This is a genomic window from Streptomyces sp. NPDC093598, from assembly GCF_044764825.1.
Lineage (GTDB): Bacteria > Actinomycetota > Actinomycetes > Streptomycetales > Streptomycetaceae > Streptomyces.
Window position 1 is genome coordinate 138,535 of the sequence record NZ_JBIWIV010000012.1, and the last position, 17,900, is coordinate 156,434.

At 72.6% G+C, this 17,900-nt stretch carries 16 protein-coding genes; 7 read left to right on the forward strand and 9 right to left on the reverse strand.

The window, feature by feature from the left end:
• Window positions 1-87 precede the first annotated feature (87 nt).
• The 3 genes from ACIRDU_RS28810 to ACIRDU_RS28820 form a co-directional block, all read right to left on the reverse strand.
• A complete protein-coding gene (locus ACIRDU_RS28810) occupies window positions 88-2,133 on the reverse strand; it encodes a DUF1996 domain-containing protein (RefSeq protein WP_403584533.1) in 2,046 nt (681 codons plus the stop codon).
• A gap of 251 nt (window positions 2,134-2,384) precedes the next feature.
• Window positions 2,385-3,065, reverse strand: coding sequence for a lytic polysaccharide monooxygenase (locus tag ACIRDU_RS28815; protein WP_403584536.1), 681 nt, complete (start codon window positions 3,063-3,065; stop codon window positions 2,385-2,387).
• A 179-nt stretch (window positions 3,066-3,244) separates the two neighbouring features.
• Window positions 3,245-3,877, reverse strand: coding sequence for a GNAT family N-acetyltransferase (locus ACIRDU_RS28820; protein ID WP_403584539.1), 633 nt, complete (start codon window positions 3,875-3,877; stop codon window positions 3,245-3,247).
• A gap of 158 nt (window positions 3,878-4,035) precedes the next feature.
• Between ACIRDU_RS28820 and ACIRDU_RS28825 the strand changes: the two genes are divergently transcribed.
• Window positions 4,036-5,160: a YhjD/YihY/BrkB family envelope integrity protein gene (locus ACIRDU_RS28825; protein WP_403584750.1), complete on the forward strand. Its 1,125-nt coding sequence runs from the start codon at window positions 4,036-4,038 to the stop codon at window positions 5,158-5,160.
• 21 nt (window positions 5,161-5,181) lie between these two features.
• On the opposite strand, the gene ACIRDU_RS28830 is transcribed toward ACIRDU_RS28825, so the two are convergent.
• From ACIRDU_RS28830 to ACIRDU_RS28840, 3 genes are all read right to left on the reverse strand, one after another.
• Window positions 5,182-5,634: a flavodoxin family protein gene (locus ACIRDU_RS28830; RefSeq protein WP_403584542.1), complete on the reverse strand. Its 453-nt coding sequence runs from the start codon at window positions 5,632-5,634 to the stop codon at window positions 5,182-5,184.
• Between the two features lie 67 nt (window positions 5,635-5,701).
• Window positions 5,702-6,133 carry a DUF3618 domain-containing protein gene (locus ACIRDU_RS28835; protein ID WP_403584545.1) on the reverse strand — a complete coding sequence of 144 codons (432 nt, stop codon included), beginning with the start codon at window positions 6,131-6,133 and terminating at the stop codon, window positions 5,702-5,704.
• The gene (locus ACIRDU_RS28840) at window positions 6,130-6,573 is read right to left on the reverse strand and encodes a phage holin family protein (RefSeq protein ID WP_403584548.1); all 444 of its coding nucleotides are present in this window, start codon (window positions 6,571-6,573) and stop codon (window positions 6,130-6,132) included. Before ACIRDU_RS28840 ends, ACIRDU_RS28835 begins: the two co-directional genes overlap by 4 nt.
• A 148-nt stretch (window positions 6,574-6,721) precedes the next feature.
• Between ACIRDU_RS28840 and ACIRDU_RS28845 the strand changes: the two genes are divergently transcribed.
• Complete coding sequence (locus ACIRDU_RS28845; RefSeq protein ID WP_403584550.1) at window positions 6,722-7,171, forward strand: SRPBCC family protein; 450 nt, start codon at window positions 6,722-6,724, stop codon at window positions 7,169-7,171.
• Window positions 7,172-7,235: 64 nt separating this feature from the next.
• Here ACIRDU_RS28845 and ACIRDU_RS28850 read toward each other — a convergent pair whose 3' ends face one another.
• From ACIRDU_RS28850 to ACIRDU_RS28860, 3 genes are all read right to left on the reverse strand, one after another.
• Complete coding sequence (locus ACIRDU_RS28850; protein ID WP_403584553.1) at window positions 7,236-11,567, reverse strand: cation-translocating P-type ATPase; 4,332 nt, start codon at window positions 11,565-11,567, stop codon at window positions 7,236-7,238.
• Between the two features lie 16 nt (window positions 11,568-11,583).
• Window positions 11,584-12,180: a hypothetical protein gene (locus ACIRDU_RS28855; RefSeq protein ID WP_403584555.1), complete on the reverse strand. Its 597-nt coding sequence runs from the start codon at window positions 12,178-12,180 to the stop codon at window positions 11,584-11,586.
• Between the two features lie 86 nt (window positions 12,181-12,266).
• Window positions 12,267-12,476: a hypothetical protein gene (locus ACIRDU_RS28860; protein WP_403584558.1), complete on the reverse strand. Its 210-nt coding sequence runs from the start codon at window positions 12,474-12,476 to the stop codon at window positions 12,267-12,269.
• 230 nt (window positions 12,477-12,706) lie between these two features.
• Here ACIRDU_RS28860 and ACIRDU_RS28865 point away from each other — a divergent pair, with 230 nt between their 5' ends.
• The 5 genes from ACIRDU_RS28865 to ACIRDU_RS28885 all read left to right on the forward strand — a co-directional run bounded on the left by ACIRDU_RS28865 (window position 12,707) and on the right by ACIRDU_RS28885 (window position 17,850).
• Window positions 12,707-13,384 carry a nucleotidyltransferase family protein gene (locus ACIRDU_RS28865; RefSeq protein ID WP_403584561.1) on the forward strand — a complete coding sequence of 226 codons (678 nt, stop codon included), beginning with the start codon at window positions 12,707-12,709 and terminating at the stop codon, window positions 13,382-13,384.
• 10 nt (window positions 13,385-13,394) lie between these two features.
• Window positions 13,395-13,682, forward strand: coding sequence for a BON domain-containing protein (locus ACIRDU_RS28870; protein WP_403584564.1), 288 nt, complete (start codon window positions 13,395-13,397; stop codon window positions 13,680-13,682).
• Window positions 13,679-14,443 carry a metallophosphoesterase gene (locus ACIRDU_RS28875; RefSeq protein WP_403584566.1) on the forward strand — a complete coding sequence of 255 codons (765 nt, stop codon included), beginning with the start codon at window positions 13,679-13,681 and terminating at the stop codon, window positions 14,441-14,443. Before ACIRDU_RS28870 ends, ACIRDU_RS28875 begins: the two co-directional genes overlap by 4 nt.
• 227 nt (window positions 14,444-14,670) lie before the next feature.
• Window positions 14,671-16,335 carry an alkaline phosphatase D family protein gene (locus tag ACIRDU_RS28880; protein ID WP_403584569.1) on the forward strand — a complete coding sequence of 555 codons (1,665 nt, stop codon included), beginning with the start codon at window positions 14,671-14,673 and terminating at the stop codon, window positions 16,333-16,335.
• Between the two features lie 147 nt (window positions 16,336-16,482).
• Window positions 16,483-17,850, forward strand: coding sequence for an alpha-lytic protease prodomain-containing protein (locus ACIRDU_RS28885; RefSeq protein ID WP_403584572.1), 1,368 nt, complete (start codon window positions 16,483-16,485; stop codon window positions 17,848-17,850).
• Window positions 17,851-17,900 lie beyond the last annotated feature (50 nt).

The following is a 17,900-nucleotide window of genomic DNA, read 5'->3' on the forward strand; positions in this document are numbered from 1 at the left end:
GGGCGCGACCGCGGCCGGAGACACGGAACGGCGGTGGGATCCAGTGGGATCCCACCGCCGTCCGTGGGTCGTGCCCGGGCGTGGCCCCTAGCCGCGCCTCACCCGGCGCAGGACGACGAAGCCCGCGATGACCAGGACTGCGCCCGCCGCGGCCGGCCACAGCTGGGCGCCGGTGTCGGCCAGGCCGCCCTCGCCGACCGCCTGCGGCTCGGTCCGGGACGGGGCCGACGGGGTCGGCGCGGCACTGGTCGCCGTGCCGACGGCCTGGGACTGGCCGAGACCGTCCGCGTCCTCGTCGTTGCCCTCCTTCGCACCGCCGCCCTGCTCAGCGGCGTTGCCGCCGGCCGTGGAGGTCGCCTTCACCTCGGGCTCGGCCTTGCCGGGGGCCGTGGACGCGTCGCCGGGCTCCGGTTCGGGGGCCGGCTTGTCGGCCGGAGGCTTCGAAGCCTCGCCCTTGCCGTCGTCACCGCCGTCACCGTTGTCACCGCCGTCGCCCTTGTCACCGGGCTTCCCCGCGTCGTTCCCGCCCTGCGGGGCGTCGGGCGTGCGGGTGGGCTGCTCCTGCGGGGCCTGCGGCGTCTTCGTCGGCTGCTCCTGCGGAGTCTCGGGGGCCTTCGTCGGCTCCTCCTGCGGGGCCTCCGGCGTCTTCGTCGGCTCCTCCTGGGGCTCCTCGGTCGGCCCCGGGTTCTGCCCGCCGTCCGCTCCGGCTCCGCACCTACGGCCGTCGTTGATGCAGTCGACCATCTCCCCCATCAGATCCTCGTCGAAGATGTTGATGAAGTCGCCGTGGTCCGTTACCGGCTTGTGCAGCTGCTCCGGGAAGGAGTCGACCGCGAACAGCGGTGTCGTACGGCCGCCGTCGTTCAGGCTCGGCGCGTCGATGTCGTAGACGATGCGCTGGACCAGCTGCGGGATGGGGCGGAAACCGGACGGGCAGTTCCCGGCGGCGTCCGCGAACGCCACGTGGGTGCGGTGGTTGGCGCTGTCGATGTTGCGCCCGTCCCAGCAGCTCTGGAACTTGAAGGTGCGTACGACGTCGCTGCCCTGCGGGCACAGCGGGTACTTGTCCTTCAGCTGCCGGTCCTCGAAGCCGGTGCAGCTCCAGGAGGCGTTGGCGTTGGCGGGGCCGTTGACGAACGACTTGGCGTCGCCGGTGATGATGCGCAGCAGCCGCGGCATGGCCGTGACCTTCTCGCGCGGGTTGCCGACGAACGTCAGCGTGACCTGCTTCGGCGTGACGATCTCGCCGGCGTTGCCCTCGATGCCGCCACCGGGCTTGTCGGCGTCCTGCTCCTGGGCGCCGTTCTGCAGCCGCACGACGGGCCAGTAGTAGGAGGACTTGTCGCCCTGGTCGTCGCAGCTGGTCTCGGCGTCGGCCAGGTCCTGGTCGCTGGCGAAGGCGTTGTTGGCCTGGTTGCCGACGTAGTCGTGGAAGTGGTGTGCGCCGTTGGTCACGCCCGGGGCGGCGATGATGTTGTCGGAGTTGAACAGGCCGTTCTCGTTCACGCCGCAGCTGGTGGCGAAGGAACCGCGGGACGCGTCGCCCTGCGGGCGGGGGTTGTTCACGTTGGGCTGGACGCTCTTGATGTCCGCGAAGTCGGCGGCGACGGGTCCGTTGCCCGCCTGCCCGCCATTGGCGCCCTGGCCCTGGCCGTTCCCCTGCTCCTGACCGGCCTGGCCCTGCTCCTGGCCGGGCTGCCCGGTTGCGCCCTCCGGGCCTTCGCCCTGTGCGGGAGCCTGGTTGCCGTCCTCCACGCTGCAGGCGGCGAGGGCGTCCAGCCCCTCGGGGCGGTCCCCCACGCGGTCGATGGCGATCGCGATGCGCTCCAGGGTCGCGGCGCGCTTCTCCTTCAACGGGTTCACGACCGCGTTGTCGGCGAAGCCGGGGTCCTGCTGCACCTGCTGCGCCGATTCGCTCAGCCGCTGATAAGCCTGCGCGATCTGCTCGTCCAGCAGGGCGAGTTCCTTGTCGACCTCCCCCCGCGCCTGCTCGGGGACCGAGGTCAGCTTGCTGCCGACGTCCGGGCAGTCGATCGTGGCGCCCGCGGTCCGAACCCCCGTGCCGGACCGCGTCTGGGCGGAGTCACCGCCCGAACCGCCGTCCGTGGCGGAGGCGTAGACGTTCGCGGCCATCAGGCCGCCTCCGCCCAGGATCAGTGCGAATGCGGCGAAGGTCGCGCGTCGTGGGCCGGTAGGGCGTCTTCGCGTGTTGCGTCCCAAGGGTGCTCTCCTGCGCTTGATGGCTGCGGGCATCAAAATCCCCTCGCCCCATACGTACGGGAGCACCGGCGTGTTCACTCGCCTCGAAAATTTTCGAGAACTCTCATGAAGCACGGGCCGGCCCGAGCCCCGCCGGACACCGCGTCCGGCGGGGGAGGCGCAGGTCAGCGGAAGTTCACGTCACTGCACAGGAAGTAGGTCTGGTCCATGTGCGACGCCTGCCAGATCGTGTACACGATGTGCCGGCCGCTCAGTCCCGAAGTACTCACGGGAATCTCGTAGTTCTGGCTGGGCGCGTACCTGCCGGTGCGCTTGACGAGCTGGAGGTCGTTCCAGGTCAGCGGTCGGGTGGTGGGGTCGAAGCCCTGCCGCGTGACGTACACCAGGAAGTAGTCGGCACCATGACTGGCCTGGTCGTGGAGCTTCACCGTGAAGTTGCCGGTGATGTCCGTCGTCTTCCAGGCGCCGACCGCGTCGAGGGAGTTGTACCGGCCGCCCTCGGTCCGGCCGCCACTGCACAACTGGCCGTTGGGGACGACGGCCTGGAAGTTCCCGCCGGAGCCGTTGCGGTACAGGCCGTTCCAGTTCCACATGGCGTTGGGGTTGTCCTGCCACGCCTGCCAGCACATGGGGTCGAGACGGGCCATCTCGGGGTTCTGGAAGTCGCTTCCCCAGCGCAGCCAGCAGCCGTAGTTGCGGGACGCCGGGTCGACGACCGAGCCGTGGGCGACGGCGGTGCCGCTCCAGGGGATCAGGCTGAGCAGTGCGGCGACCAGCACGCTCAGGGCGAGCGTCAGACGGGACCTGAGCCCGGGGGGTGGTACATCATGACCATGACAAACCATGATCTTTCCCTTTCGGGTGTGGGGGGTGGTCGTGCTTTCAGGTGTGCTTTCAGTCGCGCTTCCCGTTGCGCTTTCCGTTACGTTTCGATCATGTTTCGGAGTGGGAGCGCTCCCATAATGCACAGGCTGCACCCGGTGACGCGGGTCGGCAATGTGCGATTGCGCCACTTCCCTGTCGGTCAGAGCCGGTCGAGTTCCTTCGTGGTACGTCCGAGGTAGGTGACCTCGCCCGGCTCGGGGACGTCGATCTCCTCGAAGCCCATCCGGTCGTAGAAGGCCCGGGCCCGGGTGTTGGCGGTCGCCATGGCCAGGTGGACGGCCGGCACTCCCCGGTCCTGGAGTGCCCGCAGGAGCGTCCGCATCAGGCGGCGTCCGTGGCCGCGGCCCTGCCATGCGGGCAGCAGGTCGATGTGCAGGTGCGCGGGGTGGGCGGCCAGTTCGGGCAGGACCATCCGTTCGGGGTGGTGCAGCAGGCCCGCCATCGCCTCGTCCGGGGTGCGCGGCGGCCGGGGCGGTTCCGGGTAGCGGTCGGCGACCAGGGGCAGCCACGTGGTGCGGAAGGCCTCGGCGAAGCGCGGGGTGTCGGCCGCGCCGAGGATGTAGCCGACCGCCTGCCCCCGCCCGTCGTCCAGCACGAAGGCCAGGTCCGGCTCCAGATGGACGTACGGCGCCGCGAAGGTCGCCGGGAAGATGCCCGGGTCCGTGTAGTGGGGGCGGCTGTCCTCGCCGTGGTACGCGGTGCGGATGCAGATGTCGTCGAGGGCGGAGCGGTCCTCGGGGCGGTACGGGCGGATGACGGGCGATGTGGTCATGGCGGAATCGTGCACGCGGTGGGAGCGCTCCCTCAACCCCTTTCGAGGCGGCGGAGGGGACACATCCGGTCCGCCAGGGGCGCGCCTCAGCCGGCCCTTGAGCCCTGCTTGAACGAGCGCGGCTTAAGGGCTCCGCCCGGGGTTACCCGGCTCACATGGTGAAGCTGCATATTCCAGGACGAAAAGAACACAACGAGACCCAGGCGCCGCCTCCGGAGCACCCACGCCGGAACCCCGAGGCGGAACGCCGGCGGACTCCGGACGAGGAACGCCGGGACGCTCCGGCCCCCGCTTCCGAAGAGCCCGGGCCGAGCCCCGAGGTGGAGCGTGCGGCGCCGGACACGCCGGGCGACATGCCCCGGAAGTCGTGGGGCGCGGTGCTGAAGGGGAGTCTGCGGGAGTTCAAGGACGACGAGCTGACCGACCGGGCGGCCGCGCTGACCTACTACGGGGTGCTGGCGTTGTTCCCCGCGCTGCTGGTGCTGGTTTCGATACTGGGCCTCACCGGTAAGTCGACCACGGACAAGGTGCTCGAGAACGTCCAGCAGCTGGCCCCCGGCTCGGCCCGCGACATCATCACCCGGGCCGTCGAGCAGTTGCAGGGCAACGCCGGCGTCGGCTCGGTGATGGCGATCGTCGGCCTGGTGCTGGCGGTGTGGTCGGCGTCCGGCTACGTGGCCGCGTTCATCCGCTCGGCCAACGCCGTCTACGACATGCCCGAGGGCCGGCCGGTGTGGAAGCTGCTGCCGGTCCGGGTGGCCGTGACGGTCGTGCTGATGGTGATGGCCGTGTTCAGCGCGCTGATCGTGGTCTTCACGGGCGGGCTGGCCCAGCAGGCCGGGACGGCCCTGGGCGTCGGTGACACGGCGCTGACGGTGTGGTCGATCGCGAAGTGGCCCGTTCTGGTGCTGCTGGTGACGACCATGATCGCGATCCTGTACTGGGCGACTCCGAACGCCAAGGTGAAGGGGTTCCGCTGGATCACGCCGGGCAGTCTGCTGGCCCTGCTGATCTGGCTGGTGGCGTCCGCCGGTTTCGCGTTCTACGTGGCCAACTTCGCCTCGTACAACAAGACCTACGGCACGATGGCCGGTGTCATCGTGTTCCTGGTGTGGCTGTGGATCACCAATCTGGCGATCCTGCTCGGCCTGGAGTTCGACGCGGAGACGGTGCGGCAGCGGGCCATCGCCGGTGGTCATCCGCCGGAGGCCGAGCCGTACACCCAGCCGCGTGACACCCGGAAGTGGGACGAACAGGACCGGCGCCGGCTCGAAGAGACCTGACGGGCCGGACGGTTCAACGGTTCACCCCATGAGTCCGGCGGCGACCGTCGCACCCAGCTCCCAGCACCGCTCGAGGTCGCTCTTGTCCGGCTCGCCGGTCACGGTCACGGCCTCGGCGGTGCGGCGCCAGCCGAGGCCCGTCGTGACCGACTCGATCCCGCGCACCGCTCCGGTGACGTCGTTGCCGCCGTGCACCCAGTAGCCGAAGGGGCGGCCGCGGGTGGCGTCCAGGCACGGGTAGTAGACCTGGTCGAAGAAGTGCTTGAGGGCCCCGGACATGTAGCCGAGGTTCGCGGGGGTGCCCAGGAGGAAGCCGTCGGCGGCGAGGACGTCGGAGGCGGTGGCGGACAGCGCGGGTACCCGGACGACGCGGACGTCCTCGATGTCGGGGTCCGTCGCCCCGGAGACGACGGCTTCGAACATCGCCTGACAGTGGGGTGAGGGCGTGTGATGGACGATCAGCAAGGTGGACACGGCACCTGACCTTGCCGCCTGGCCCCCGCCACCGCAAGCGGTGGCGGGGGCCAGGTGTCGCTGTCGCTCAGCGGTTGCCGCGACGCCGGATCAGCAGGCAGGCCACGAGTACGGCACCGGCGCCCGCCAGCAGGGCGGCCCGGTGGTCACGAAGCTGCTGCGGAGCCTTCTCCTGCCAGACCTGCTCGGCCTGCGCGGCCTTCTCCTTCGCGCCCTGAGCGGCGGCGGCGCCCTTCTGCTTCACCGGCTCGGGCAGCTTCTCCTCCACGGTGTGGGCGACCTCCGCGGCCTTGGCCCTGGCCTGCCCGCTCCATTCCTGCGCCTTGGCCCCGGCCTGCTCCTTGACCGCGACGGCCTTCTCGCGGGCACGGGTCTTGACGTCGGCACGGTCCGCCAGTGCCTGGACGGTGTCGCCGAGCTCGTGGCGGGTGTGCTCGACCTGCTCGCGCAGCTCCTCCTGGCTGCGGGCGGTCGGCTCGTCGTGCGCGGGCTGGGTCATCGCTGTGCACTCTCCTTGATCTCGGCCACGTCGGCCTTCACGCTGTCGATGGTCCGCTGCGGGGTGGGCGGGGCTGCGCTGCGCACCTGTTTGCGTCCGGCCAGCGCCGTCAGGCCCGTGGCGAGGGCGAGGGCGCCCGTGACGATCAGCGCCGCGGCCCACACCGGCAGCGGTACGGCCAAGGCGGCGATCACCGTGGCGACGAGGGCCTGCAGGGTGACGAAGCCGAGCACGCCGGCTCCGCCGAACAAGCCGCCGCCCTTGCCGTAGCGTTTGCCCTTCTCGGTCATCTCCGCCTGTGCGAGGCGCATTTCGCCGCGCACGAGCTCGGTCAGTTGCTCGGTGGCACGTTGCACCAGCTCGCCCACCGGCTCTTCCCCGGCCGCCGGCGCGCTCCCCGTGCGGGGAGCGGCCGGGGCCGTGCGGTGCGTGTCCGTCATGGCGATCACCTCCCGGTCCGTAGTTCCGGGCCGGGTACCAGCGAGGGCGGAAAGAACACCTGGTAGGGCGACTTTTGTTGACGATGAGTGAGCGGCGGGAAATCCGGTACCCGTCCGTCGCTCACGTACGAGAAAGGGAGGTATCGCCTTGTCGCAGGTAGAGGAATCCATCGAGGTCCGCGTGCCGGTGAACACCGCGTACAACCAGTGGACGCAGTTCGAGTCCTTCCCCGAGTTCATGGACGGTGTCGAGCGCATCGAGCAGCGCACCGACACCCTCACGCACTGGGTGACGAAGGTGGGCGGTCAGGCGCGGGAGTTCGACGCGGAGATCACCGAGCAGGTCCCGGACGAGCGCGTCGCCTGGACCACCGTGGGCGGCGAGGCGCGGCAGGCCGGTGTGGTGACCTTCCACCGCATCCAGGACGACACGACCAAGGTCATGTTGCAGATGGACTTCGACCCCAGTGGTGTGGCCGAGACCGTGGGCGACAAGCTCGGGTTCGTGAAGCGGCAGGTCTCCGGTGATCTGAAGCGGTTCAAGGAGTTCATGGAGGCCCGCGGGGCGGAGACGGGCGCCTGGCGCGGCCAGGTGTGACCCGGCACGAGGAGGCCGCCACCACTGCACGTGGTGGCGGCCTTCCGCTGTCCGTGCTCTCCCGTCACGCCGCCACCGGCCCGGCGATGCCGCCCCGGAAGAGCTGCCGGGCCTGCCGGCTCAGGTCGCCCAGGCGCAGGGCGAGCTGTGCCGCCGCGTCGTAGAGGGTGTGCACGGCCTGGAGACGTTCCAGGCGGGGGGCCAGGGCCGACAGGGCGATGGCCAGGGCGACGCCGGCCCAGGCGACGGGGCCGAGCGGGGTGCAGCCGAAGAAGTGGCTGACGCCGGGGGTCTGGACGAGGGCGGCGAGGACGGCGGCCGAGCCGAGGGCGGTGACCCACACCAGGGTGCTGTGGCGTCGCCCGGAGAGGGTCTGCACGAGCTGGGCGCCGACCACGCCGCACAGGGCCATGGTGGTGGACCGGCGTTCGGTGCCGGGGGTGAGGCGGCCGATGAGGTATGCCGTGACCGCGCCGAGGCAGGTGGTGATGCCGCGGCGGCGGATGGAGCGCAGCAGGGGCGCGCCGAGGACGTCGAGGCCCATCGGGCCGGTCGCGGCGTGTTCCGCGGTCGAGGGGTCGTCGCTGGGGGTGACCGCGACGGCCATGGCCGGGAACATGTCGGTGAGGAGGTTGACCAGCAGCAGCTGACGGGTCGACAGGGGTGAGGCGCCGGCGAGCAGGGTGCCGAGGACGCTGAAGCCGACCTCGCCGGCGTTGCCGCCGATGAGGATGCTCACCGCGTCGGCGACGCTGCGCCACAGAGCGCGGCCCTCGGCGACCGCGTCCACGAGGACGGACAGGTCGCCGGTGGTGAGCACGAGGTCGGCGGCGTTGCGCGCGGCCGCGGAGCCGCGGGACTCGACGCCGACACCGACGTCGGCGGCGCGGATGGCGGCGGCGTCGTTGGCGCCGTCGCCGGCCATCGCCACGACCCGTCCGGCCTGTTGCAGGGCCTCCACGACGTGCAGCTTCTGCTCGGGTGCGACCCGGGCGATGACGCCCGCGCCGCGCAGGACCCGGACGCGTTCGCGGCGTTCCATGGCGACGAGTTCGTCGCCGGTCACCGCCTCGGTCTCCTCCGGCCAGCCCAGTTGCAGAGCGATGGCGCGGGCGGTCTCCGGGTGGTCTCCGGTGAGCATGACCGGCAGGATGCCGGAGCGGCGCAGTTCGGCGAGCAGGGAGTGCGAGGTGTCGCGCGGGACGTCGGCGAGGGCGACGAAACCGCTGAACTCCAGGTCCGCGAGCGGCGCGTCGAGTTCGGACTCGGCGTCGTCGGCACGGCAGGGGCGGCGGGCGACGGCGAGGACGCGCAGTCCTTGTCCGGCCAGTTCGTGTGCGGTGTCCCAGGCGTGGCCGGGGAGGTCCCGGCAGGCGGGCAGGATCGTCTCAGGGGCGCCCTTGACGACGAGCAGTTCACCCATGTCCGGGTCCCCGTCCCGACCGGCCGCGGCGGCGTAGCCGCGGCGGGTCTCGAAGGGCAGTTCGCCGGTGGGTGCCCAGCCTTCGTCGGGCGGGGCGACGTCGAGGACGGCCTCGTCGGTGGCGTGCGCGACGCGGCGGCCCTGGCCCGTCTCCTCCTGCGGGCAGGCGCGGGCGGCCAGGCGCACGATGGGTGCGGCCTCTTCGGTGTCGGTGGCGAGGACGGTGCCGTCGGCTGTGGCGACGCGGACCAGGCGCAGTTTGTTCTCGGTGAGGGTGCCGGTCTTGTCGAAGCAGACGGTGTCGACCCGGCCGAGCGCCTCCAGGGTGCGCGGGGTGCGGACCAGGACACCGCGGCGGGACAGCCGGCGGGCCGCCGCCATCTGCGCGACGGTGGCAACGAGCGGAAGGCCTTCGGGGACGGCGGCCACGGCGACCGCGACACCGCCGCTGACAGCGCGCCGGACGGGGCTGCCGCGCAGCAGGGACAGTCCGGTCACGGCAGCGCCGCCGGTGAAGGTGACCGGCAGGGCCTTGCGGGTCAGTTCCTGGAGCCGGGCCTGGACTCCGGCGGGCGGCGGGGTGCGGGCGGCGAGCGTGACGGCCCGGCCGGCCTCGGTCTGGTCGCCGGTGTCCACGACGAGGGCGGCGGCCCGTCCGGCCACGACGGTGGTGCCCTCGAAAACCATGCAGGTGCGCTGGCCCACCGGCATGCCGGGCGTGGCCTCGACGGACTTGGCCACCGGCAGGGATTCGCCGGTGAGCGCCGACTCGTCGACCTCCAGGCCGTCGACGTCCAGCAGCCGGGCGTCGGCGGGTACGACGTCGCCGGCGCCGAGGCTGATCTCGTCGCCTGGCCGCAGCCGGGCGGCGTCGACGGTGACCGTGCGGTCGCGGCTGTCCTGCTTGCGGGCCTTCGGCTGCTGCCGGGCGGCGAGCCGGGCCAAGGCCTGCTCGGCGCGCAGCCGCTGGAGGCCCCCGGTCACGGCGTTGAGGTCCATGGCGCCGACGACGAGCAGCGCGTCGACGACCGAGCCCAGCAGCGCCGAGGCGACGGCCCCGGTGGCGAGGACGGGGGTGAGCGGGTCGTCGAGTTCGCGGCGGACGGCCCCGGCCGCCTGCCACGTCCAGCGGGCGGGGGCGGCGGCGGGGTGGCGGGTCAGCCGTGCGGCCTGCCGGCGTGAGCGGTCGGCGAGCAGGCCGAGTCCGCGGGGTTCGCCGTCGCGGTCGGCGCGCCCCAGCCGGTCGCGGGCCTCGTGGGGTTCCAGGGCGTGCCAGGGGATGTGCAGCCGCGGCGGGGGCGGGGTGGCCCGGGCGACGCGGGTTGCTTCGAACCAGCCGGTGATCAGGGCGTTGACGGCGGCGATGTTGACGGGGGCGTGCCGGGTGAGGGGCCACAGGAGGTGCCCGCCCGGAGGCTGCCCGCCGCGGGCCACCAGGAGCCCGGAGAGGGCCGCGCCCGCACGGGCCAGGGTCTGCGAGCGGCGCCCGACGCGCCGGGCCGCCGGGATGGCGGTCAGCAGCCGCCACACGTCCGCGAGACCACCCGGGGCCAGCACGTCGACGCCCCAGGAGACGGCCGCCCGCCCGTCGATGAGGGCGATGGCCACGTCGCCGGCGGGCAGCCCGGCCGCGACGTGCCCGTCGCCGGACTCGTCCAGGCGGGCGACGGTCACGACCACGCGCCCCTCGTCCTGAAGGGCCCGTACGACGTCTCCGAACGGCTTGGCGCTCGGTGCGACCTCGTCGGCGAGCCGGGTGATGTCCTTCAGGTCGGAGCCGCCCGCGATCACGACGTGCAGCCCTGCCCGACGGGCGGCGTCCAGGACGGCCTCGGCGAAGGGGTGCACCGGGTCGTCGGGCAGGCCGTCGCCGGTGTCGTCCTGCCGCAGGCTGCGCAGGGCGTCGGCGTGCAGGACGAGGGCGTCGGCGATCTCCAGCTGCCGCAGGCGCTCCCCGTTGCGCAGGAGGATTCCGGCGTGGGCGAGGAAGGCGCCGAGGGTCGCGGCGAACGCGGCCGGTCCGTACCGGGCCGCCTTCGGAGATCCGGCGAGGACCGCTTCGGCCGCGTCCGTGGCGCTGTGCGTGACGAGGAGGGTGGCGGCGGCGCCGGCGAGGCTGCCGGTGCTGGCGTGGGAGGCGTACTCCGCGGCGGGGGTCACCTTGAGCGGTGGCCGGGTGTCCGTGGGGCTGGACAGGCTGGTGCGCCGGTGGTGGCAGACGTCGTCGTGCAGCGCCTCGAAGGCCGCGGCCCTGGCCACGGCTTCGGTCAGCTGGTTGCTGCGCAGGATGCCGTCGAGCACGAGTGCCAGCGGGGTCTGGCCGACGCCGTGGGCGGCGGCGTTGGCGGCGGCCAGGACGAGTTCCATGCCGGACGCGCCGAACCGCTGCCGGAGCAGGGCGCGGAAGCGGGGGTTCTCGCGCAGCAGCGTGATGGTGGCGGTGATGATGCGCGAGCCGGGGGGCAGCCGCAGGGACCGGCCGGCCAGGGCACCGGCCGCGCCGGCGGCGTCCAGCAGGATCGCCGCCGTCGTGACGCGGACCTCGGCGGGATCTCCGGGATGGCTGGTGTCCCGGAGGTTCGGGTCGGCGCCCTCGTCCAGGCCGAAGCGGGCGGCGAGTGCGGTGGCCCGCTCGGTGACGCGGTCGGTGGCGGCGTCCTCGGCCATGGTGACCACCAGCCGGGCCAGTCCCCCGTCCCAGTACGCCGCGAGCACGTCCGGGTGCTCGACCAGTTCCTCGGCGACCTGGTGGGCGAGCGCCTCGGCGTGGCCGTCGGTGTCCCGCAGTGCGAGGTGGAGGCGCTGCCCGGCCTGCCAGTGCTGGCCGCCGGTGAGGGCGTTGCGCGCGACGTTGCGGACGCGGCGCGTGGTGTCGTAGACGGACGTCACCGACTGGGCGGTGCTGCGGGCGGCGCCTGCGGCCGCGCCGGCCACGGCCCCGACAAGGGGGGCGACGTCGAAGCGTGTGAGCATGTGCTGCTGTCCCGACTCAGCCGGTGGGGCGGCTGTCGTGTCCGGGCCGGGGGGCCTGGTCCGGCTCCTCGCCGTGCGGGTGGTGGGTGGCCTCGGCGACCTGCTTCAGGGCGGAGGCGGTGGCGGTGTCGCCGACCTTGGCGGGCTGTTCGTGGACGTGCTGTTCTTGCCGTTCGTGCCGGTAATGGGACGCGGCGAGTCTGCCGCCGGGGCCGTACGAGGAGGTGTCCCGCTCCTCCGGCCCGTCCTGGGTGGAGCGGTGTTCACCGGCCTTGTCGGTCCGTGTTGTGCCGTTCGTCGACGCGTCGTCGGACTGTCCGGGACGTGGCTGGGTCAGCCAGGCGACGGCCGCGCCGGTCACCGCCACCGGCCACTCCACGATTCCGGCCACACCGAGGACGCCGGCACCGGTGTAGACCGCCATCCGGCGGCCTCGCGGCGAGACCGCTCCGATCCGGTCCAGCGCGTCGGTGGCCACCTTGCCCACCTGCTCCGCACCCGGCAGGTGCCTGAGGCCCGAGGCCACGGCCCGCAACGGCTGCGGAAGATCGGACGAACGTGGTGTCTCCTGGTTCATGTCGACCTCCACAAGCGCGTTGTCCAGCGACTTCATCCGGTTCCCCCACTCTTTGCCCTATATTCCGCCTTTGATGGGGTATGCGCTTGTCTTGTTCGGCCGGGTCCGGTGCGGCCGGGGCGTCACACGACGGTCTCGCCGTCGTGTACTCCGCCCACGCAGCGCTTGGTGTACGCCTGCCAGCCGTCGCCCACGGCGGAGATGACGATCGAGCCGCCGCCGGCGATGCACTGGCTCGCGGTGACGTCCGCCGGCAGGGCTGCGGCGCGGCAGGGCACGGCGAGCACGGACACGGCCAGGGCGGTGACCAGGGCGTACGGCAATGTGCGCATGGGGGGCTCCTTCTCCGGGTGGGCGGCCGGGCGGTCCGCCGTACCAGGCTCGCGAGGGTGCGCGGGCGCCGCCACCCGGAGAGGGGGGCCGGGCCGCCCGGGGGACCCGCCGGTGCCGGAAGCCGTCCGTGTCGGGGCGCAAGCGCCGGGTACTCAGTGCAGGCACACAGGCCGTCTCGGGTCCGGACACCGCACGGGAGCGACGTGTCCGGTTCGGCGAAGGAGTAGTCATGACGCAGAACGGTGATGACGCGATGCTCGTCCGGCGACCGGGGATCCCCGATCTCCGGACGCCACCGGACGGGGCCGAGCCCGCGCCACCACAGGACCCACAAGCGGACCAGCCGGCACAGGAACTCCCCCAGGACCGCAACCAGGCGCTCCTGGAGGCGGCCAAGCAGGTCGGTGCCCTGCTGAAGCGCAAGGGACACCTGTTCGCACTGGCCGGCAGTGTGGCCGCTTACGCCCACGGCGGCGAGAAGAACCTGCAGCACGACGTCGACTTCGCGATCCGCCCCGAGGACGCGGAAGCGGTGGCGGCCACGCTCCATGAAGCCGGGCTGACGGTCTACACCCCGCCGGAGGACTGGCTGATCAAGGCCACGTGCTTCGGCCAGCCGGTCGACATCATCTTCGAACTGGCGCACCGGCCGGTCGGCGCGGACATGCTGGAGCGGGCGGAGGAACTGTCGGTCGACTCGGTGCGCATGCCCGTGCTGGCCCCGACCGATCTGCTGTGGAGCCTGACCGCCGCGTTCTCCGAGCACCACTGCGACTTCGGGGCGGCCCTGCCCATCGCACGTGCCCTGCGGGAGAAGGTCGACTGGGAGCGGGTCCGGCGCGAGTGCGGGGACGAACCCATGCCCGCGGCCTTCTTCTTCCTCTTGGAGCGCCTGAACGTCATCTGAAGGAGCACTCATGAGCACCCACGGTTCCCAGGACGCGGGCGGCGGGCCGCCGGCCGAGAACCTGGACTACCGCATCGCCCACCTCCAGGACCGCCTCGCCTCCGGCGAGCTCGGTGAACTGGGCGTACGGGTCGAGGCCCACGGCCGGACGGTCCTGCTCACCGGCACCGTGCCCTCGGCGCCCTGCCGCGACGAGATCGTGCGCACCGTCCACGAGGAGCTCGCCGGTTTCCCCGTGCACAGCGACCTCGTGGTGACCGAGGCGTCCTCCCCCGACCACGCGGAGGAACTCTCATGATCCGCGTCGCAGCCGTCGGAGACATCCACATGGGGCCCGACAGCCAGGGCGTGCTCCGCCCCGCTTTCGAGACCCTGCCCGAGTGCGCCGACCTCCTGCTGCTGGCCGGGGACCTGACCCGGCACGGCACGCCCCGGGAGATGCGGGTGGTGGCCCGGGAGATCCAGGACCTCGCCGTTCCGGTCGTCGCCGTCCTGGGCAACCACGACCACCACGACGACCGCCCGGACGAGGTCACGGCCATCCTCCGGGACGCGGGCGCCCACGTCCTGGAAGGGCAGGCCACGGTCGTGGAGAGCGGCGGGGCGCGGATCGGCGTCGCCGGGACCAAGGGGTTCGGCGGCGGATTCGTGGGCCGTTGCGCCGGGGAGTTCGGCGAGCCGGTCATGAAGGAGTTCGTCCACCACTCGCGCCGGTGCGCCGACGGGCTGCGGGCCGCGCTGGAGCAGCTGGGCGAGGAGGACTGCGACGCCCGGATCGCCCTGACCCACTACTCCCCCGTCGCGGACACGCTGGCGGGCGAGCCGCTGGAGATCTACCCGTTCCTGGGCAGCTATCTGCTGGCCGAGGCGATCGACACCGCCGGTGCCGACCTCGCGGTGCACGGGCACGCGCACGCCGGCACGGAACACGGCATGACGAGCGGCGGTGTTCGGGTGCGCAACGTCGCCCAGCCGGTCATCGGGCGGGCTTTCCACGTCTACCACCTGCCGGTGCGGGAGACCGCCGCGACCGGTGCCGCCGCACAACAGGCGGGCTGAGCCAACCCCCTTCCCCCTCCGCCGCCGGCGTTCGCCGGCGGCGGTCGCGTGTGCGCCGCCCGGGCGCGCCCGATCGGACGCCGTACCGCCTGTGGTGTGAACACCCCGCACGTCATGCCCGTTTCGGGCATTTTGTCTGCTTAGCATGCGAGCTCCGCGCTCCGCACGCCGGCGATGTCCCCAAGCGTCCATACGGAGCGCAACTGCCCCGTACGAGAGGACACCAGATGGCGCTGACGGGCCGTCGAAGAGCACCGTCCGAGCATGCATTCTTCCCGCACGACGACGTCCTGCGCACCGCGGCCCCGCACGTCGCCCGCCGCCGGTTCCTGACGGTCACCGCGGCGGCGGCGATGCTCGCCTTCGCCACCAACCGGCCGGCCCGCGGTGCCGGCGCCGCTCCCGAACTCGACGCCGCCCGGGTCTCCGACGACCCGTTCACCCTGGGTGTGGCCTCCGGCGACCCGCTGCCCGACTCGGTGCTGATCTGGACCCGGCTGGCCCCCGAGCCGTTCGCGGAGGACGGCGGCCTGGGCCAGCAGCGGGTCGTCGTCTCCTGGGAAGTGGCCCTGGACGAGTGGTTCGCGATCGTCGAGCAGCAGGGCACCGCCACGGCCCATCCCGAGTACGCCCACAGCGTGCACGTCGACGTCAAGGGCCTGATGCCGGGCAGCCACTACTACTACCGGTTCCGCGTGGGCAGCTGGATCAGCCCCGTCGGCCGGACCCGTACGGCGCCGGCGGCGGGCACGGACGCCGCCGGCATGCGGCTGGCCGCCGTGGCCTGCCAGGCCTACCAGGACGGCTACTACACGGCCCTGAAGCACGTGGCGCAGGAGGACGTCGACGTGGTGTTCCACCTCGGCGACTACCTGTACGAGTACCCGGTGGACTCCGCCGGCGGGGCCCGCCGTTACACCGACCGCAAGCTGCCCGACGTGTTCAACCGCGAGACGACCACCCTGGCGGACTACCGGCTGCGCTACGCGCTCTACAAGAGCGACCCGGACCTGCTCGCCGCGCACGCCCGGCACCCGTTCCTCGTCACCTGGGACGACCACGAGACGGAGAACAACTACGCAGGCGCCCTCGACGAGAACGGCAGCCCCCAGGAGCAGTTCCTGGTGCGGCGCGCCGCGGCCTACCGGGCCTACTGGGAGAACCAGCCGCTGCGCGCCGAGCAGCTGCCGCAGGGCCCCGACGCCCGGTTGTACCGCCGGCTGACCTGGGGGTCACTCGCCCAGTTCGACATCCTCGACACCCGCCAGTACCGCTCCGACCAGGCCTACGGCGACCGGCCGCACGCGCCGGGCAGCGAGTCGGACGACCCGGCCCGGACCCTCACCGGCGCCGCGCAGGAGCGCTGGCTGCTGGACGGCTGGCGGAACTCCGGCGCGCTGTGGCACGTGATGCCCCAGCAGGTGTGCTTCTCACAGCGCAAGTTCGACCTGACCTCGCCGGCCCGGGTCTCCATGGACGCCTGGGACGGCTACCGCGCCTCCCGTGACCGGGTCATGGCGGGCGCGAAGGCCGCCGGCATCGACAACTGGATGGTCCTCACCGGCGACGTCCACGTCGGCTACGCCTTCGACATCAAGGACGACTTCGACGACCCGCAGTCCAAGACGGTGGGCACGGAGTTCACCTGCACCTCCGTCGCCAGCGGCGGGAACGGAACCAGGAAGCCGGACAACTGGGACACGTACATGAAGGCCAACCCCCACATGAAGCACTACGACGGCCGACGCGGCTACGTCCGGGTCGAGCTGGGCCGCGAGAACGCCCGGGTCGACTTCCGGACCGTCTCGGCCGTCAACACGCCCGGGGGCACCATCTCGACGACCGCGTCCTTCGTCACGGAGGTGGGATCGCCCGGCCTGAAGTCCCCGTGACACGCCGGGCGTCCGCAGTACTGCACATGGCGTCCTTCCCCGCGCCCAAGCGCGAACCGGGGCGACCCGGGACATCACTCCGGGCCGCTCCGGCAAGGCCTATGGCCTCGACGGCAGTTTCACCGTGATCGAAGGAGACACATCGAGATGGTCCACAGACATGCCGTGACCGGTAGCCGGGCGGCCCTGACCGCGCTCGGGGCGCTCGTCGCCACCGGGATCCCCTCCGCCGTGGCGGCCGAGCCGGCACCCCCCGCGGGTCCGTTGCCCTCGACCGCCCAGACCCTCGGCGCCGACCGGCCGTCACCCCCGATGCTGCGCGCCCTGGAGCGTGACCTCGGGCTGACCCGGGCCCAGGCATCCCGGCGGCTCATCAACGAGGCGGAGGCGGGCACCCGGGCGGGGCTGCTGCGCAACGCGCTGGGGAACCGCTTCGCGGGAGCCTGGCTGCGCGGCGCCACCTCGCAGGAGCTCGTGGTGGCGACCACCAGAGCCGCGGACGTGCCCACCATCAAGGCCCAGGGCGCCAAGGCCGCCGTCGTGAAGAAGGCGCTGCGCGACCTGATCGCCGCGAAGAGGAAGCTGGACCGGGCGGCGGCCCGCGTCAGCACCCGCGACACACCCCTGTGGTACGTGGACGTCCCGGCGAACCGGGTCGCCGTGGAGGCCCGGTCCAAGGCCGCGGCCGCCGCGTTCGTCAAGGCCGCGGGCCTCGACGGCAAGAGCGTGGGCGTCAAGGTGACCGCGCACCGGCCACGCCTCCTGGCGGACATCACCGGCGGCGACGCCTACTACATCAACGACGCCGCCCGCTGTTCGGTCGGGTTCTCCGTCACCAAGGGCGAACAGCGGGGCTTCGCCTCGGCGGGCCACTGCGGCAAGACGGGCGACAGGACGACCGGCTTCGACAAGACGGAGCAGGGCACCTTCCAGGCCTCCACGTTCCCGGGCAAGGACATGTCGTGGGTCGCCGTCAACGACCAGTGGACCCCGACCGCGAACGTGAAGGTCGAGGGCGACCAGAAGGTACAGATCACCGGCTCGGTCCAGGCGCTCGTCGGGGCCGCCGTATGCCGCTCCGGCTCCACCACCGGGTGGCACTGCGGCAAGATCGAGCAGCACGACACCAGCGTCAGTTACCCCGAGGGCAGGGTGGACGGGCTGACCCGGACGACGGTGTGTGCCGAGCCGGGCGACTCCGGCGGGCCCTTCGTCGCGGGCGTCCAGGCGCAGGGTGTGACCTCCGGCGGCACGGGCGACTGCAAGAGCGGCGGCACGACGTTCTACCAGCCGATCAATGCGCTGCTCAGCGACTTCGGCCTCACCCTGAAGACCGCCGCCGTCGAATCCTCGGCGCCGCAGGGCAACGTCGCGCAGGCGTGGGCCGCGGGCCGTGTCTACGAGGCCGGTGCCACCGTGGTCCACGCCGGTGTGCGCTACCGGTGCCTGCAGACCCACCAGGCCCAGGGCGCGTGGGCGCCCACCGGCACTCCGGCCCTGTGGCAGCGAGTGTGACGAGGTGCCAGGGCAGCCCGGCGCGAGCGGCAGTGCCGTCGGCGCCGGGG

Coding starts and splice junctions, on each gene's coding strand:
- ACIRDU_RS28810 (WP_403584533.1), bottom strand. CDS start 2,133: ATGGCCGCGAACGTCTACGCCTCCGCCACGGACGGCGGTTCGGGCGGT.
- ACIRDU_RS28815 (WP_403584536.1), bottom strand. CDS start 3,065: ATGGTTTGTCATGGTCATGATGTACCACCCCCCGGGCTCAGGTCCCGT.
- ACIRDU_RS28820 (WP_403584539.1), bottom strand. CDS start 3,877: ATGACCACATCGCCCGTCATCCGCCCGTACCGCCCCGAGGACCGCTCC.
- ACIRDU_RS28835 (WP_403584545.1), bottom strand. CDS start 6,133: ATGACCCAGCCCGCGCACGACGAGCCGACCGCCCGCAGCCAGGAGGAG.
- ACIRDU_RS28840 (WP_403584548.1), bottom strand. CDS start 6,573: ATGACGGACACGCACCGCACGGCCCCGGCCGCTCCCCGCACGGGGAGC.
- ACIRDU_RS28850 (WP_403584553.1), bottom strand. CDS start 11,567: ATGCTCACACGCTTCGACGTCGCCCCCCTTGTCGGGGCCGTGGCCGGC.
- ACIRDU_RS28855 (WP_403584555.1), bottom strand. CDS start 12,180: ATGAAGTCGCTGGACAACGCGCTTGTGGAGGTCGACATGAACCAGGAG.
- ACIRDU_RS28860 (WP_403584558.1), bottom strand. CDS start 12,476: ATGCGCACATTGCCGTACGCCCTGGTCACCGCCCTGGCCGTGTCCGTG.
- ACIRDU_RS28865 (WP_403584561.1), top strand. CDS start 12,707: ATGACGCAGAACGGTGATGACGCGATGCTCGTCCGGCGACCGGGGATC.
- ACIRDU_RS28870 (WP_403584564.1), top strand. CDS start 13,395: ATGAGCACCCACGGTTCCCAGGACGCGGGCGGCGGGCCGCCGGCCGAG.
- ACIRDU_RS28875 (WP_403584566.1), top strand. CDS start 13,679: ATGATCCGCGTCGCAGCCGTCGGAGACATCCACATGGGGCCCGACAGC.
- ACIRDU_RS28880 (WP_403584569.1), top strand. CDS start 14,671: ATGGCGCTGACGGGCCGTCGAAGAGCACCGTCCGAGCATGCATTCTTC.
- ACIRDU_RS28885 (WP_403584572.1), top strand. CDS start 16,483: ATGGTCCACAGACATGCCGTGACCGGTAGCCGGGCGGCCCTGACCGCG.